The 16,115-nt window shown below is 70.5% G+C and carries 12 protein-coding genes; 4 read left to right on the forward strand and 8 right to left on the reverse strand.

The window, feature by feature from the left end; all coding sequences use genetic code 11:
• Positions 1 to 16 precede the first annotated feature (16 nt).
• Entirely contained in the window at positions 17 to 1,141 is a 1,125-nt protein-coding gene (locus ACRDPS_RS23105) for an NAD(P)H-dependent amine dehydrogenase family protein (RefSeq protein ID WP_431504012.1), read from the forward strand.
• 140 nt (positions 1,142 to 1,281) lie between these two features.
• On the forward strand, positions 1,282 to 2,085 hold the full coding sequence (locus ACRDPS_RS23110; protein ID WP_431504013.1) for an SDR family oxidoreductase: 804 nt from the start codon (positions 1,282 to 1,284) through the stop codon (positions 2,083 to 2,085).
• An 11-nt stretch (positions 2,086 to 2,096) separates the two neighbouring features.
• On the opposite strand, the gene ACRDPS_RS23115 is transcribed toward ACRDPS_RS23110, so the two are convergent.
• The 6 genes from ACRDPS_RS23115 to ACRDPS_RS23140 form a co-directional block, all read right to left on the reverse strand.
• Positions 2,097 to 3,161 carry a GNAT family N-acetyltransferase gene (locus ACRDPS_RS23115; protein WP_431504014.1) on the reverse strand — a complete coding sequence of 355 codons (1,065 nt, stop codon included), beginning with the start codon at positions 3,159 to 3,161 and terminating at the stop codon, positions 2,097 to 2,099.
• A 182-nt stretch (positions 3,162 to 3,343) separates the two neighbouring features.
• The gene (locus tag ACRDPS_RS23120) at positions 3,344 to 3,967 is read right to left on the reverse strand and encodes a YigZ family protein (RefSeq protein WP_431504015.1); all 624 of its coding nucleotides are present in this window, start codon (positions 3,965 to 3,967) and stop codon (positions 3,344 to 3,346) included.
• 1 nt (position 3,968) lies between these two features.
• Entirely contained in the window at positions 3,969 to 4,748 is a 780-nt protein-coding gene (locus tag ACRDPS_RS23125) for a TSUP family transporter (protein ID WP_431504016.1), read from the reverse strand.
• 93 nt (positions 4,749 to 4,841) lie between these two features.
• Positions 4,842 to 6,899, reverse strand: coding sequence for a hypothetical protein (locus ACRDPS_RS23130; RefSeq protein ID WP_431504017.1), 2,058 nt, complete (start codon positions 6,897 to 6,899; stop codon positions 4,842 to 4,844).
• Positions 6,900 to 7,007: 108 nt separating this feature from the next.
• Positions 7,008 to 8,411, reverse strand: coding sequence for a magnesium chelatase (locus ACRDPS_RS23135; RefSeq protein WP_431504018.1), 1,404 nt, complete (start codon positions 8,409 to 8,411; stop codon positions 7,008 to 7,010).
• On the reverse strand, positions 8,408 to 11,266 hold the full coding sequence (locus ACRDPS_RS23140) for an AfsR/SARP family transcriptional regulator (RefSeq protein ID WP_431504019.1): 2,859 nt from the start codon (positions 11,264 to 11,266) through the stop codon (positions 8,408 to 8,410). The genes ACRDPS_RS23135 and ACRDPS_RS23140 overlap by 4 nt, the downstream gene beginning before the upstream one ends.
• Before the next feature lie 144 nt (positions 11,267 to 11,410).
• Between ACRDPS_RS23140 and ACRDPS_RS23145 the strand changes: the two genes are divergently transcribed.
• Entirely contained in the window at positions 11,411 to 11,863 is a 453-nt protein-coding gene (locus ACRDPS_RS23145) for a YchJ family protein (RefSeq protein ID WP_431504020.1), read from the forward strand.
• A 135-nt stretch (positions 11,864 to 11,998) separates the two neighbouring features.
• Positions 11,999 to 13,618, forward strand: a complete 1,620-nt coding sequence (locus ACRDPS_RS23150; RefSeq protein WP_431504021.1) for a GAF domain-containing sensor histidine kinase — start codon at positions 11,999 to 12,001, stop codon at positions 13,616 to 13,618.
• Between the two features lie 7 nt (positions 13,619 to 13,625).
• On the opposite strand, the gene ACRDPS_RS23155 is transcribed toward ACRDPS_RS23150, so the two are convergent.
• Both ACRDPS_RS23155 and cydC read right to left on the reverse strand, forming a co-directional pair.
• Positions 13,626 to 14,288 (reverse strand): response regulator, encoded by a 663-nt coding sequence (locus ACRDPS_RS23155; RefSeq protein ID WP_431504022.1) that lies wholly within the window; start codon positions 14,286 to 14,288, stop codon positions 13,626 to 13,628.
• A partial coding sequence (gene cydC / locus ACRDPS_RS23160; protein ID WP_431504023.1) for a thiol reductant ABC exporter subunit CydC occupies positions 14,282 to 16,115 on the reverse strand: 1,834 nt, incomplete at its 5' end. The genes ACRDPS_RS23155 and cydC, both read right to left, overlap by 7 nt.

Consider the following 16,115-nt stretch of genomic DNA (forward strand, 5'->3'; position numbering starts at 1 on the left):
TTCTAGATTTGGGGTCATGCCTCACGTGCCCGGAAGCCCACAGAGTCCCGAAAAGCCCCTCAGAGTCGTCGTCTGGTCCACCGGGACGGTGGGTCGTCATGCGATCACGGGGGTGGATGCGCATCCCGACCTGGAGCTGGTCGGGGTCTGGACCTCGACGCCTGAGAAGGCCGGGAAGGATGCCGGGGAGCTGGCCGGGCTCGGGCGATCGCTCGGGGTGCTGGCGACCACGTCGCGTGAGGAGCTGCTGGCGTTGAAGCCGGACTGTGTGCTCCACGCCGCGATGACCGACGACCGGGTGTTCGAGTCCATCGACGACTTGACCGGACTGATCCGGGACGGGGTCAACGTGGTCTCCTCCGGTCCGGTGATCCTGGTGCATCCTCAGGGGATCCTGCCGGACGAGATGATCGCCGGCATCGACGAGGCGGGGCGGGAGGGCGGCGCCTCGCTGCACGTCAACGGCATCGACCCGGGCTTCGCCAACGACGTGCTGCCGCTGGCGATCACCTCCCTCTCGCAGCGGATCGACCACCTTCGCGTCAGCGAGATCGCGGACTACTCGACGTACTACCAGCCTGTCGTGATGAAGGACCTCTTCGGCTTCGGGCGACCGCTCGAGGACAAGCCGTTCCTGTGGGAGCCCGGGATCTTGAGTACGGCCTGGGGCCCTGTCGTGCGCGTCCTCGCGGCCGGGCTCGGCGTGACCCTCGACGAGCCGCTCATCGAGGACATCGAACGGCGCCCGGCGGCGAAGGACACCTCGACCGTCTCCCTCGACATCCCCGAGGGCACCCAGGGCTCGGTCCGGTTCACCGTCACCGGGACGGTGAACGGGGTCCCCCGAATCACGCTGGAGCACGTCACACGTACCGACTCCGGGTCCGATCCCGACTGGCCGGTCCCGGCCACCGGAGACGGCTGCTACCGCATCGAGGTCACCGGTGAGCCGTCGATGACCGTCGACTTCAGCCATCACGGCGAGCACGGCGACCACAACGTCTCCGGGATGATCGTCACCGCCCAGCGGCTGGTCAACGCCATCCCCGCCGTCGTCGACGCCTCCCCCGGCCTCGTCTCCCCCCTCGACCTCCCCCTCATCACCGGCCGCGGCCTCGTGACCGGCACCCACACCCACTGACAACCCCCGCCGCCGAGAAGTCAGGTATGCAGGCCGAAGAGTCACTTGTGCAGGCCGAGAAGTCAGTGCGGTGACTTCTCGGCCTGCGGAACTGACTTCTCGGCCTGCGGTTGTGACTTCTCGGCATGAAAGGACTTCAGATGAGCATTCTTGATCGATTCAGACTGACCGACCATGTGGCTGTGGTGACGGGGGCGGGGCGCGGGATCGGGGCGGCTACGGCGGTGGCGCTGGCGGAGGCGGGGGCGGACGTGGTGATCGCGTCGCGCACCGAGAAGCAGCTCCGGGAGGTCGCCGAGAGGGTCGAGGCGGTGGGGCGCCGGGCGCTGGTGGTGCCGGCGGACCTGGCCGACACGGCTGCGACGGCGGGGCTGGCGGAACAGGCGTACGAGGAGTTCGGGCGTCTCGACATCGTGGTCAACAACGTGGGCGGGACGATCCCGAACACGTTCCTCGACACCGACGAGGGCTACCTCGAGGAGGCCTTCCACTTCAACGTGACGACCGCGCACGCGCTGACGCGAGCGGCGGTGCCCTACCTGCTGAAGAGCCCTGACGGGCAGCAGTCGGTGGTGTCGATCAGCTCGATGATGGGACGTACGGCGGGGCGTGGCTATCTCGCCTACGGGACCGCGAAGGCGGCGCTGGCGCACTGGACGAGGCTGGCCGCGACCGACCTGGCGCCGCGGATCCGGGTCAACGGGATCTTCGTCGGGTCGGTGCGGACCAGTGCGCTCGAGTTCGTCGCGGGCGACGACCGCATGCGCGGCGAGATCGAGGCGAAGACGCCGCTGGGACGCATCGGCGAGGCGGAGGACATCGCGGCAGCGGCGGTCTATCTGACCTCGCCGGCCGGGAAGTTCGTCACCGGGAAGATGCTCGAGGTCGACGGCGGCACCGAGGCACCGACGCTCGACCTCGGGCTTCCCGACGTCAGCCCCTGATCGTCAGACAATCAGACGGTGACGTCCTTGTGCCACGACTCGGTGATGTAGTCGGTCACCCAGCCCATCGACTTGTAGAGCCCGTCGGCGCCGGTCGGGCTGTCGGCGTCGACCTCCAGGCAGACCCGGTCCCGGCCGCGCTCGATCGCATCGCCGATGACGGCGTACAGCAGGCCCTTGGCCACTCCGCGGCCACGGGCGTGGCGGTTGACGCCGATGTATTCGACATAGGTCCCCTCGACACCGGCCGCGTTGGCGGGCAGCACCGAGGCCACCAGCGTGCCGGCCGGGATGGCCAAAACATCTGAGTCGACGGAGTCAGTCCCGGGGCCAGGCTCGGGTTCGGCCTCGGTGTCGTCGACATAGGCCAGCCACCAGTGGTCCCAGCGATGGCCGGGCTCCTCGCGCAGCCGCTGTACGAACTCCGGGAAGCTCTCCCGGTAGGAGTTGAAGTGGTCCTGGAAGGACTCCTCCAGCGTCTGGTGGACGGTCTGCAGGTCGGCTGCCACGGGCATACCGTTCTCGTGGGTCTCGACGGGATGGATCGTGACGCCGTCGCGAAGCTCGGGCACCTCCTCGTCGGGCAGCACCTGCCGGCTCATGTGCAGCCAGGTGCGCTTGTTGGTGAACTCAGCCGCCACCAGCCACTCCCGCTGCACGGTGTCGTCGGCGAACGGGCTGGCGTCGAGGTGGGACTCGCTGATGCCACGCAGCTCCGCCATCGCCCGGGCCTGCTCCCCGAGCCAGGCGTAGAGCCCGGCGGCGACCTCCGCGGTCTGGGAGATGGTGCGGTCGACGTAGAGGTAGACGAGAGTGCGGCCCGCGGCGCGGTCGTGGGCGATCGCCCAGGCACGTACGTAACCCTCTGGATCAACCGCGAGAAGCTGCTGGCGGGTCCAGGACGCGGCCCCGGCCACCTCACCCGCGATGACGTCCTCATCGACATTCTCGGAGCCTTCGAACGGCGTCTTGTCGGCTGCCCTGAGCCTCAGCAGTGCAGGCAGATCATCGAGGTCTGGGACCTTCGTCGTCCAGCCAGAAGGAAGGTCCACGGGCGTCTCGCTATGGTCGCTCACACGGCCATTCTCCCAAACGTCAGAGGTCGGGCGAGAAGCGGCTGCCGTCGCGAGCGTGGTTCCGGGGCGTGCCCGGCAAGGCGGAGGAGGGAGGCGGCCCGGTGTTGGCCGTCGACCGACGACAACGCAGCCGGGTGCGTGCCGGGGCGGCGCGCAGCAGGCAGGACCTTCTCGCCCGACCTCTAAAGGTCCACCCACTGGTCCTCGCCCGAGACCAGCACAGACGACCCCGCGGTGAGCTCGGCGAGGAGCGATTCGAGGCGTTTCTCCTCGGTCGGCGGAGCCCCGATCCGCAGGGTCACGGCGTCCCCGTAGGCGGTGTCGAGGACGGCCACCCCGCTGGAGCGCAGGTCGGTCTCGAGGCGGCCGGCGGCGTCGTACGCCACCTCGATCTCATACTCCCGGACCAGCTCGCGGCGCAGGGTGCCGACCTCGTCCAGGGCGCTGCGTACCGCCTCGGAGTAGGCCCGGACCAGGCCGCCGGCGCCCAGGAGCGTGCCGCCGAACCAGCGGGTCACTACGGCGACCGTGTCCGAGACGCCCGCGCCACGAAGCACCTCGAGCATCGGCGCTCCGGCGGTGCCGGCCGGCTCCCCGTCGTCGTTGGACCGCTCGACGGGCTGCGGCGGCGGACCGATCCGGAAGGCGGAGCAGGTGTGCCGTGCGTCCCAGTGCTTCTTGCGCAGCCGCTCGACCACCGCCCGTGCCTCCGCCTCGTCCTCCACGCGCGCGAGCGTGCACAGGAACCGGGACCGCTTCTCCTCGATCTCGGCGGCGCCGTCGCGGGCGATGCTCAGGTAGTGCATCTCACCACAGTCCGAGCACGCCGCCGCCGATGCGAACGATGAACCCGGCGACCACGACGATGAAGAAGACGCGTACGAATCCGGCACCCTTCGCGACCGCGGTCCGCGCCCCGAGGTAGCCGCCGACCAGGTTGCACACGCCCATCACCAGGCCGGTCTTCCACATCACCGCGCCCTGGGGGACGAAGACGGCCAGCGCGGCGAGGTTGGTGGCCACGTTGGCCATCTTCGCCTTCGCGCTCGCCTCCAGGAACGAGTAGCCGAGCAGCCCGACGAGCCCGATGACCAGGAAGCTTCCGGTGCCAGGACCCAGTGCACCGTCGTAGAAACCGACCGCCAGCCCGACGACCATCGCGCCGACCACGTGCCGGTGGTCGTCGAACTTCAGGGCGGTCACCTCCCCGAGGGACGGCTTGAACACCACCCACGCCCCTACCAGGATCAGGGCCACGAGGACGATCGGCTCGAAGACGGACGCGGGCAGGTGCGAGGCGACCACCGCGCCCAGCGCCGACCCGACGAAGGCGAGGATCATCAACGGGATGAACGTCTTCGGGTCCGGGCCCACGCGTCTGTAGTAGGTCGCGGCGCTGGTCGAGGTGCCGAACACCGAGGCCAGCTTGTTGGTCGCCAGGATCTGCACCGGGGCGGCGCCGGGCAGAAAGAGCATCAGCGCCGGAAGCTGGATCAGGCCACCGCCGCCGACCACCGCGTCCACATACCCCGCGGCCAGGGCCGCCAGCGCGAGAAGGGCGAGTACGTTCAGGGACACCTCTGGCACGGCCGCACCTTAACCTTCGGTCGCGTCAGGCCCGGCATCGTTTTCTCAGGGCGCGAGAAACGACCGCTCGGCGCCCGAGCTCGCCGCTGTCGGTCAGCCGGCCCACCAGCCCCTGCTGCCGAACGCGTCGGGGTAGTCGCCGTAGGAGTTCGACGTACGCCGCGCCGTGCGGTCACCCAGATAGGACCCGACCACCGCGGCGCCGAGATCGTCCAGCTCGGGTGCGACGACGCGGCCCTCGACGCGACGGGCCATGGAGTCGATGAAGCGAGCCAGGCCGGGGTCGTCGCCGAGGCGGAAGAAGGTGGTCTGGGCGCCGAGGCGGCGCGAGTTCTCCAGCTCCTCGACCGATCTCGCGATGGTCACCGGGTGGGGCGGGTAGGAGAACCAGACCTCACCACCCTGCTCCAGGTGAGCGGTGGGCTCGCCGTCGGTGACGATCAGGAGCACCGGCTGCGCGCCGGGGTGCTTGCGGAAGTGCCGGTTGGCCAGCAGCAGCGCGTGGTGCAGGTTGGTGCCCTTGTCCCAGATCGCGTCGAGCGCGGTCAGCTTCTCGATCTCCATGGTCTGGGCGTAGCGGCCGAACGAGATCAGCTGCAGGTCGTCGTTGCGGAAGCGGCTCTTGATCAGGGTGTGCAGCGCCAGCGCGGTGCGCTTCATCGGCACCCAACGGCCGTCCATGGCCATCGAGAAGCTGGTGTCGACGAGAAGGGCGACCGCTGCCTGCGTACGGGCCTCTGTCTCCTGCACCTCGATGTCGTCGACGCTCAACCGGACCCGGCTTCCGGCGGTCGAGCCTGTCGAGCGCTGTGTCGAGCTTGTCGAGATGGCCCGGCCCTCTCCGACTTCTCGGATGACGGCGTTCGTGATCGTGCGGGGTACGTCCCAGGGTTCGGTGTCGCCGAAGGCCCAGGGCCGCGAGGAGCCGGAGAGGTCGCCCGCCGCACCGGCGCGCTGCAGGTCGCGCTCACCCTGCCGCCCGGAGAGCCGCTGCGCGACGTCGCGGAGCAGGGCCTTGCCGAGCTGGCGCATCGCCTTCGGGGTCAGCCTGAGGTCACCGTCGGAGCCGCGTTCGATCTGTCCGGAGTCACGCAGCGCCTGCTCGAGCTCCCGCAACGTACGCGCGTCGACGGCGGCCTCGTCGCCGAGCTGCCGGGAGAGGGCGTCGAGGTCGATGTCGTCGAGCCGCGAGCCGGCATAGGACTGCTGGAGCTGCTCGGAGAGCTGGTCGAGCTCGGCGATGTCCTGGAGCACACCGGTGCCGTCGCCGAGACCGAGACCCTCGCCGCCCCCGAACTCCTCGGAGCCGTACCAGTCCTCGCCGGGCCGCGCTGCCTGCAGGTTGGCGTCGAGCTGTGCCATCTGCTCCATCAGTGAGGGAGACCCGAAGGCCTGCTGGGAGAGCTCCATCAGCTCACGTCGCTGCTCTTCCGACATCGAGTTGAGCATCCGCTGGGCGGCCGCCGAGCGCTGCGCGAGGGTGTCGAGCAGCTCGTCGATGTTCTGCGGGTTCTCGGGGAAGTTGTGGCCGTGCTTGGCCATGAACTCCTCGAAGTCCTCGGGGGTGTCCTCGCCCCGGTTGTGCTTGTCGAGGAGCTCGTTGAGGTCACGCAGCATCTCGGCGATCGCCTCGCGGTCCTCCTCGGTGGCGCCTTCGAGGGCCTGCTTCATGCCCTGGAACCGCTGGTCGAGCAGCTCGCGGCCGAGGAGGTCCTTGATCTCCTCGTAGGCCTCCCGCGCCTCGCGTGAGGTCCAGTCGTAGGAGGAGAGCTCGCTGACCGCCGCCGCGGTGTTGGGCGAGAGGTTGTCGATCTGCATCTCGCGGAAGGCGCGGTCGCCGTCGTCCATCGTGACGTCGCGGGCGAGCTGCTTGCGCTCCTCGAGGACCGCCTTGTCCAGCAGCTCACGCACCTGCTCGAGCGTACCGTCCAGGTTGTGCCGTTGGAGCAGGTCACGGCGCCTTTCGGCCACCTGCCGGGCGATGTCGTCGAGGCCGCGCTGGTCCTGTCCACCACGCCGCAGGAACTCCCGCATCGCCCGCTCGGGTGAGTAGCCGGACATCACGTCCTCGCCGATCGCGTCCAGCGCCTCGGCGATGTCGACCGGCGGAGCGAGCGGGTCGCCCCCGTCGTACTTCTTGTATCTGCTCACGTGGTGCTCCTCGACGCCTGTAACACGCTGTTCGTAGGACTATCAGGTCGTTCCAATAGGGCGAGTAGTCCTACGAACGACGTGTTACCCCTAGCGCGGCCGCCGGCCTCAGCCGTAGACCGTCTCTCCTCCTGCGGTGTCTTTGCCGATCTTTCTGGCCAGGAACAGGCCTTCGAGGGCCAGCTCGACGGCGCTGGCCAGCTGGCCGTCGTTCTTGGGTCCGCCGGTGCTCTCGTAGACGCGGTCGCCTATCTGGTCGTAGAGGTCGGACTCGCCCAGGACCGGGAGACCGGTGAGGAAGTCGCGGGCGGTGACCTTGTTGCCGGTCGTGACCATGCGGCCGTCCTCGATGGCGGCGATGAGAAGCGAGAAGTCGAGGCCACGGAAGTGCTTGCGGACGGTCTCGGCCACCGCCGTACGCAGCAGGTGGGTGAGGATGTCGGCCTCCCGGCCCTCCTCGCCCGACTCGAACTCGATCTTGCCGCCGAGCACCTCGACCGCGGTCTCGATGTCGACCAGACGGGCGACCGCGTCGGCCTCACCCTGGACGGTCGCCCGGTGCAGCGCCGCGGCCGCGACGGTCTCCGCTCCCGCGATCGAGAAACGCGCCGAGACACCGGAGCGCTGGTCGACGGCGGAGGAGCCACGCAGGTGGCGGGTGAAGACGGCGAGGACCTCGAGCAGATGATCGGGTACGTCGGCGACCAGGGCGGCCTCCTGGCGGATCACCGCCAGCTCGGCCTCGAGCTCGCGCGGGTAGTGGGTGCGGATCTCGGCGCCGAAACGGTCCTTCAGCGGCGTGATGATCCGGCCGCGGTTGGTGTAGTCCTCCGGGTTCGCGGAGGCCATCACGAGCAGGTCGAGCGGCAGCCGCAGCACGTAGCCACGGATCTGGATGTCGCGCTCCTCCATCACGTTGAGCATCGCGACCTGGATCCGCTCGGCGAGGTCGGGCAGCTCGTTGATCGCGACGATGCCGCGGTGGGAGCGCGGGATCAGCCCGAAGTGGATCGTCTCCGGGTCGCCCAGCGAACGGCCCTCGGCGACCTTCATCGGGTCGACGTCGCCGATCAGGTCGGCCACCGACGTGTCGGGCGTGGCCAGCTTCTCCGAATAGCGCTCGGAACGGTGCTTCCACCCGACCGGCAGCGCGTCGTCCTGATCGGCGACCGCACGCTTCGAGGCGACGGTGACCGGGTCGAAGGGGTGCTCGCCCAGCTCAGAACCCTCGATGACCGGGGTCCACTCGTCGAGCATCCCCACCAACGTACGCAGCAGCCTGGTCTTGCCCTGACCACGCTCACCCAGGAGGACGACGTCGTGTCCGGCGATCAGGGCGCGCTCGAGCTGCGGGATGACCGTCTCCTCGAGCCCGTGCAGCCCGGGCCAGGGGTCTTCGCCGGCCGCCAGCTTCGCCAGCAGGTTGTCGCGGATCTCCTCGCGGAGCGACTTGAACACATGGCCACTCTCGCGAAGCTGGCCGAGGGTGCTGATCGTGGGTGCGGCAGTCACGGATGCAACGCTACGCCGCTGCCCAACTCTCTGGTGACGGAGGCGTCGACGTCCTGACCCTCGGAACCGGGCTCCGCGACGGTGGCCAGCAGCTCCTCGACCCGCTCCCTGGTCAGCTCGGTGCGGTCGAGCTCGCCCACCTCGTCGAGGATCGCGAGGACCTCCCGGAGCGTGGCGTGGGCCTGCGCGAACCGCGCGGTGGCGCGCTCGATCACGGCACGGCGTACGAGGACCTTGGCCTCACCCCACCGGTTGCGGTCCTCGAGATGACGGGCCAGCTCGAGACGCAGGTGGCTGTCGGCGTCCTCGTAGCGCTCCAGGCCGATCAGGGCGTCGGCGAGGGTCACCCGCGGCGAGGAGGACTCGACGTCGACGGGGTCCTGGCCGATCTCCTCCTCGATCAGCCGCACCGCGTCCACGTAGCGCGCCATCCGCACATAGACCTCGGCGCGCCCGATCAGGCTGCCACGAGCGCGGTCCGCCATGCCGGCCGCGTCCGCGACGGCGTACGCCTCCTCCAGGGCCGCGACCGCCTCGTCCAGCGCTCCGGTCATGCTCAGCGCCTGGCCGCAGTTGGACAGCGACATCTCCAGTCCCGCAGCGGCCCCGGCATCGCGGAAGACCTCGGCCGCGGCACGGAACTCCGAGATCGCGCGGGGCAGGTCACCCGCCCGGGCACGGCTGATCCCGAGCTGGTTGCGGATGTAGGCCGCATCGACCCGGTGGCCCGCACGGATGGCCGCGTCCAGGCCGACCTCCTGCAGGGCAGCGGTCTCGGCGGGCGAGTGCCGCATGGAGAGGTTGAACATCTTGTTGACCAGCTGGTAGGCGGCACTCAGCAGCCCGCGGCGCACCGCCAGCCGCGCGGCGAGCCCGAAGCTCGGCCACTCCCGGTCTCCCCAGGCCCGGGCCTGCTGGGACGTGGCGAAGCTCAGCGCCGTCACCCCGGGCACGATCGGGTCGAGGGTCATCAGCCGGTGGGACGGCCCGTCGACCTCGGTGGCGGCGACCAGCGAGTGGGTGTACCAGCTCACCAGCCGTCGCAGCGCATCGCCCGACTCCTCCTCGGAGCCCATCTCCAGCGCGTAGTCGCGGACCAGGTCGTGCAGGACGAAGCGCCCGGGGCGGTGCTCGCGGAGCAGGTTCGCCTCGGCCAGCCGGTCCAGGAGCCGGCGAGCGGATCCGGTCCCGACCCCGGCCAGCGCCGCCGCGCTCGGCACGCTGAGGTCCGATCCAGGATGCACCGCGGTCCTACGGAACATCGCTCGCGACTCCTCGTCGAGAGCGTCGTAGGACCAGGAGAAGACCGCCCGCAGGTCGGTGAGCGGGTCATCGGCGGTCTCCAGCGCCGAGAGCCCGCTGGACTCGCCGCTCAGCTCGGCGACCAGGTCGGCCAGAGAGACGTCAGGATGCCGGCTGCAGCGCTCGGCGGCGACGGCGAGCGCCAGCGGCAGGTGTCCACACATGTCGGCCAGCACCCGCACGGCCTCCTCGTCCGAGGCGCGCTCGGCGAGACGCTGCCGGAGGAAGTCCTCCGACTCCGCAGCGGTGAGCATGTCCAGCGCGATCCGCTTGGCACCCTCGCGCGACGCCAGCCCGCGCATCTGGCTCCGGCTGGTCACCAGCGCGAGCGACTCCCCGCCGGGGAGCAGCGGTCGCACCTGCTGGGCGTCGCGGGCGTTGTCGAGGACCAGGAGGACGCGCCGTTGCGCCAGGGTCGTACGCAGCAGGGCCGAGGCCGCGTCGACATCATCCGGCACCGCCTCGCCGTCGACGCCGAGCCCGATCAGGAGGCCCGAGAGCGCCTGCTCCGGCGGCATCGGCTCCCCCGGCCCGTAGCCGCGCAGGTCGATGAAGAGCTGGCCGTCGGGAAAGTGATCGATCGTCCGCCGGGCCCAGTGCACCGCGAGCGCGGTCTTCCCCGCCGCGCCGACCCCGTGCACGGCGACGACACTCGGCCATCCCGACTCGTGGGCGATGGTCACCGCGTCGAGCAGTCGCAGCTCGACCTCGCGCCCGGAGAAGCCGGGTACGTCGGCGGGCAGCTGGTGCGGGACCGCGTCGGGCAGGTTCTCCTCCGAGGTCCGCTGCGCCGGCACCGCCGGCTCGCTGTCCGGCGCGTCCATCTCGGGGTCCGGCGAGGCGCCGACCAGCAGCCGGGTGAAGATCGCCCGCAGCTCCGCTCCCGGGTCTGCACCGAGCTCGTCGGCCAGTCGGGACCGCACCTCCTCGTAGGCCTCCAGGGCCTCGGCGGTGCGTCCCGCGGAGTCCAGCGCGTCCAGCAGGATCGCCCACAGGGACTCGCGCAGCGGATGGTCGCTCACCACGCGACGCAGGTCGGCGACCGCCTTCGAGGCACGACCGGCCGCGACGTCGAGCTCGCCGCGATGCTCCATGGCGGCGAGGTATCGGTCGACCAGCCACGGCCGCATGCGTTCGGCGAGCGACTCCCCGGCGGGTTCGTCGAACGGCTCACCGCGCCACAGCTCGATCGCCTCCTCGAGACGTTCGTAGGCGTCCGCGCCGCCGGTCCGGTCGAGCAGGTCGACGAAGGCGAGCGCGTCCACCGACGAGCGGGGCAGGTCGAGGATGTAGCCGCCGGCGGCGCGGCGTACGACCTCCTTGCCCAGCACGCGACGCAGCCGCCCGATGTAGGTGTGCAGGCTGCCGCGTGGGTTGTCGGGCAGCTCCTCGCCCCAGATCCGGTCGGCGAGGAGGTCCGCGGAGACCGGGGTGCCGGCCTCCAGCGCCAGCAGCGCCAGCAGCGTACGAGGGCGGCGGCCGGGGACCTCCACGGGCGCGCCCGCGCGCGTGACCTGGAGGGGGCCGAGGAGACAGATTTTCACGTCCGTCACCGCAACGCCCCCGTCGTCCCGAGCCGATCGCGCCTGAGAGTCACCCCGCAACCATAGACGGCACGCAACGGCCGATGCGACCGGAATCGGTCGTTGTCAAGGCATCTGTCGGCCTGTCCGCAAACGGTGTCCCACAATGGGCCCATGTCACCCTTCGGTCGCTCCTCCGGATCAGCCGCCTCGGCGGTAACTCTGCCCCAGCTGTGCCCGTGCGGCACCGGTCAGCGCTACGCGCTCTGCTGCCACCGGCTGCACCGCGGCGGGGCACTGGCCGAGACGCCCGAGGAGCTGATGCGCAGCCGCTATGCGGCGTACGCCGTCGGGGACTGGGACTACATCTTCCGCACCTGGCACCCAGGGACCCGTCCGGATGATCTGGGCGTGGCCGCACCTGACTCGCGGATCGCGTGGACGGGCCTCGAGATCGAGGGCTCCGGGACCGACGACGAGACTCACGGCTGGGTGGCGTTCCGGGCCTCCTACGAAGCTCCGTCAGGGGATGGTGTGCTCGCCGAGCACAGCCGGTTCGAGGTCCGCGCCGGGCGTTGGTTCTACGTCGACGGCGCTGTCGGTGGGGAAACTGTTGACGAGGTGTAGCCGCCTCGAACCCGCGACGAATCCGCGGTGAAAACAAGCATCTGAAGGTAAAGGGTGCGCACGATCGAGAAAATGAGCGCGCGACGTCCGGCACATCAGGTGGACTAAGGCCCCTGGAGACGACAGACTCTAATGGTGACCACCGACGTGACCGAGGACCTCACCGGTCTCGAGCCATCGGCGCGCTCGCTCCTGGACGCGGTCATCGCGATGTCGAGCGAGCTCGACCTGAGCGCGATGCTCGAGCGGATCACCCGGTCGGCCTGTGAGCTGACCGGGGCAAGCCACGGCGCCCTCGGCGTCCTCGGCCTGGACGGAGATCTCCAGGACCTGATCACCTACGGACGGCAGCAGGAGCCGACCCTCCGAGTCGTGGGCAAGAGCCACGGACGCCGTGCGCGCGTCGACGCGGCCGCTGACGCCGAGCCTGAAGTCACGCCTCCCGAGGCGCTCCGTCTGCTCGCGCCGCGCGCGGCGGCCGGCGACGGTGGCAGCCACGCGCTGCGTACGGGCGATCCCGGGAAGCGCAAGTTCCTCGAGGTCCCGCTGCGGATCAAGGACCACGACTTCGGACACCTGCTGCTTTCCGAGAAGGTCGGCGACGCCGACTTCACCTCCCACGACGAGCAGCTCGTCGTCGCGCTGGCCCGCGCAGCGGGCGCCCAGATCGACCGGGTGCGCGAGCTCGAGCTCAGCGAGCAGCGCCGCAGGTGGCTCGAGGCGAGCGCCGAGCTCAACCGCGCCCTGACCCCGCCGTTGGAGCACACCGTCGCGCTCGAGCGGATGTGCGAGACGGCGCTGCCGCTGATGCGCGCGATCGGGGTCGGCGCCGGCACCCGCATCGAGCACGGGCAGGTGACAGGTCTCGCCGCGATGCCAGGTCAGGAGGAGCGGGTCCGTGCGGTGACCGAGAAGGTCCCGGTCCTGATCGACCGCCGCATCATCGAGCCGCTGGACCTGGAGGTCGACGGACTGCACGTCGTCGTCGCTCCCGTGCGTTCCTCCCTCGCCGGGCGCGGTGCCCTGCTGGCCATCTACGACAAGCAGTCCGCCGCCCGCGACGAGCACGAACGCGAGCTCTTCTTCGGCTTCGCCGGACAGGCCGCCCTCGCGCTCGACCGGCTCCGGGCCGTCGAGGACCGCGCCGACCTGGCCGTCATCACCGACCGCGACCGGATCGCCCGCGACCTGCACGACGTCGTCATCCAGCGCCTCTTCGCCATCGGCCTCCAGCTGGAGGCCCTTGGCCGTGACCCGATCGAGGTCAAGGAGCTGTCCAAGCGGCTCTCCGACCAGGTCGACGCCCTGGACCAGACCATCAAGGACGTACGCGGCTCCATCTTCGACCTCAGCAACCACGACGCCTCCTCGCTGCGAGCGCAGGTGCGCGAGGTCGTCCGGGAGTACGCCGGGGTCATGGACTTCACCCCGGAGATCAAGATCACCGGGCCCGTCGACACGGCGGTGCCCGAGGCCGTACGCAACCACCTGCTGCCGGTGCTGCGGGAGGCGGTCTCCAACCTTGCCCGCCACGCTCAGGCCCGCAGCGCCCAGATCGAGCTCTCGCTCCTGGACGGCGAGATCAAGCTCGTCGTACGCGACGACGGCGGCGGTGTCCCCGAGGAGGCCGAGGAGAGCGGGCTGAAGAACGCCCGCTGCCGCGCGGTCCAGCTCGGCGGTCAGCTCGAGATCGGCCCGCGGTCGCCCAGCGGCACCGAGCTGGTCTGGCAGGTGCCGATCACCGCCGGGGTCTAGCTTTCCGCTAGTTGCCCCGTCGGGGGTGGAGCAGCTCCTTGGCCATCAGCGCCGCCTGCGTACGCCGCTGGACGCCGAGCTTGGCCAGGATGCTGGAGACGTAGTTCTTGACCGTCTTCTCGGCCAGGAACATCCGGCCGGCGATCTCGCGGTTGGTCAGGCCCTCGCCGATGAGCGCGAGCAGCCGCTTCTCCTGAGGCGTGAGCGCCTGGATCTGCGGCGAGTCGCCCTCGGGGTTGCGCATCCGCTCCATGACCTTCGCGGTCATCACCGGGTCGAGCAGCGAGCCGCCGCCGGAGACGGTGCGGATGGCCTCGACGAGGTCGTTGCCGCGGATGTCCTTGAGGACGTAGCCCTTCGCCCCGGCCATGATCGCCGAGAAGAGCGCCTCGTCGTCGTCATAGGAGGTCAGGATGAGGGCGAGCATGTCGGGGTAGGCGGCGCGGACCTCGCGGCAGACCTCGATCCCCGAGCCGTCGGGGAGGCGGGCGTCGAGCACGCACACGTCGGGTTGGAGTCGGTCGATGTCCTCGCGCGCCTGGGCGGTGGTGCCACCCTGGCCGACAACGGCGATGTCGTCGTGACTGTCGAGCAGGGTCGTCAGTCCTTGACGGACGACCTCATGATCGTCGAGCAGGTAGACCCGGATCGTCCTTGTCTCGGTCAACACCGTCTCACTTCCCCCATTCGTTGAAGGGAGACCACGCTATCGGTCAACCCCAGTCCGGTCGATGTGTGCGTCATCCACAGTACGGTTTTCGTGCCGCCGAGCGGACCGTCTTCTGAACCGACCGTCGGGCCGGTCTCCTGCGGGCCAGTCTCCCGCGAGAGCACCTCCTGCGCCAGTGACGTGGCGGTCTGGGTGTCGAGATGGGCCAAAGGTTCATCCAGAACCAGGACCTTGTGCCTGGCCAGCAGCGACCTCGCCACCGCCAGCCGCGCTCGTTCGCCTCCCGAGACCTGGGCGGCGCCGTCGCCGAGCCTGGTAGCCAAGCCGTCGGGGAGCGCGTCGAGCCAGGCACCCAGGTGAGCGCGCCGGATCGCAGCCTCGACCTCTGCGTCGGTGGCCGTCGGTCGGGCCAGGCGGACGTTCTCCACGAGGTTGGAGGCGAAGACATGTGGGTCGTCGTCGACGAGACCGACGATCCTGCGTACGTCCGTGGGGTCGAGGTCGCGGGTCGGCACGCCGCCGAGCGTGATCGTGCCCGTGTCCGGGTCGAGGAAGCGGAGCAGCAGCGCGGCCAGGGTGCTCTTTCCGGAGCCGGAGGGCCCGACGATGCCGATCCTCGCGCCGGGCCTGATCCACAGATCCGGGATCTCGACCGCCGGCCCACCGCCGGGGCGGGCGGCGACGCCGTCGACCACGATCTCGATGTCGTCGCTCGGCGACCTCGGAGTCTCGGGGGCGGTGACCGCCGGGCTGCGGTGGGTGAGGTCGTCGAGGCGGCACCGCGCGGCGCGGGTGCGTGCCCTGGCCGCCCCGGCATCGGCGAGCGTCGCCGCGGGTTCGGCCAGCGCCAGCGGGATCAGGGCGAGCAGTGCGAGCATCGGTCCGTCGGTGGTTCCCGCGTAGGTCGCGGTGGCCGCGACCGCGGCTCCGCTGACCACCAGCACGATGGCTTTGGCCACCGAGGATGCGCCTGCCGCGGTCACGGTTGCCCTGGTGGAGGTGCGGGCGAGGTCGCCGAGCGCGTGCAGCACCGGCTCGCCGGCCTGCCACATCCGGCGCTCGGCGGCCGTCTGGGTCGCCTCCACCACCTGCTCGGACACCTGCGCGCGGACCGTGATCGCGGTGTGCTCGGCGCGTGCTGCCCCTGCGTACGCGATCCAGAAGGCGGCGCCCGCCGCCAGCGCCGTGGCCGTCGTGAAGGCGGCCGCCATCGGGTCGATGAGGGCGGTCGCGAGGACCGCGAGAGCCGCCACGACGGCGTACTCCCTCGTCGGCAGCCGCACCCTCAGCTCCTCGTCGAGGACCGCGTCGACGTCGTCGACCACGCTCGCCAGCACGTCGCCGCGGCGCCCGGGGATCGCGCCCGGGACCAACGGCACCAGCGCGTCATAGACCTCCACCCGCCGCTGCGCCAGCAGCCGCAGCGCACTGTCGTGGGACCACAGCCGCTCGAGATAGCGCAGCACCGGCCGAGCGATCCCGAACGTACGCACCCCCACCATCGCCGCCACCAGTGTCAGGATCACCGGGTGGTAGGAGGCCTTGATGATCAGCCATCCCGCCAATGCCGTCAGCGCCACCCCCGACGCCCAGCTCAGCCCACCCACGACCGCAGCCCCCCACAGCGCCCCCCGCCCCGTCGAGCCGTCACCCGCCTCGACCGAGGAGTCACGTACGTCAGCCGAAGCGTCACCCCCGCCGGCCGAGGAGTCACCCGCGCCGGCCGAAGCGTCAGTTCTGCGGGCCGAGGAGTCACCCGCGCCGGCCGAAGCGTCAGTTCTGCAGGCCGAGGAGTCACCCGCGCCGGCCGAGGAGTCAGTTCCGCAG

The sequence above is a fragment of the Nocardioides sp. genome (assembly GCF_050699375.1).
Taxonomy (GTDB): Bacteria; Actinomycetota; Actinomycetes; order Propionibacteriales; family Nocardioidaceae; genus Nocardioides.

Coding starts and splice junctions, on each gene's coding strand:
- ACRDPS_RS23120 (WP_431504015.1), bottom strand. CDS start 3,967: ATGCACTACCTGAGCATCGCCCGCGACGGCGCCGCCGAGATCGAGGAG.
- ACRDPS_RS23145 (WP_431504020.1), top strand. CDS start 11,411: ATGTCACCCTTCGGTCGCTCCTCCGGATCAGCCGCCTCGGCGGTAACT.
- ACRDPS_RS23110 (WP_431504013.1), top strand. CDS start 1,282: ATGAGCATTCTTGATCGATTCAGACTGACCGACCATGTGGCTGTGGTG.
- ACRDPS_RS23105 (WP_431504012.1), top strand. CDS start 17: ATGCCTCACGTGCCCGGAAGCCCACAGAGTCCCGAAAAGCCCCTCAGA.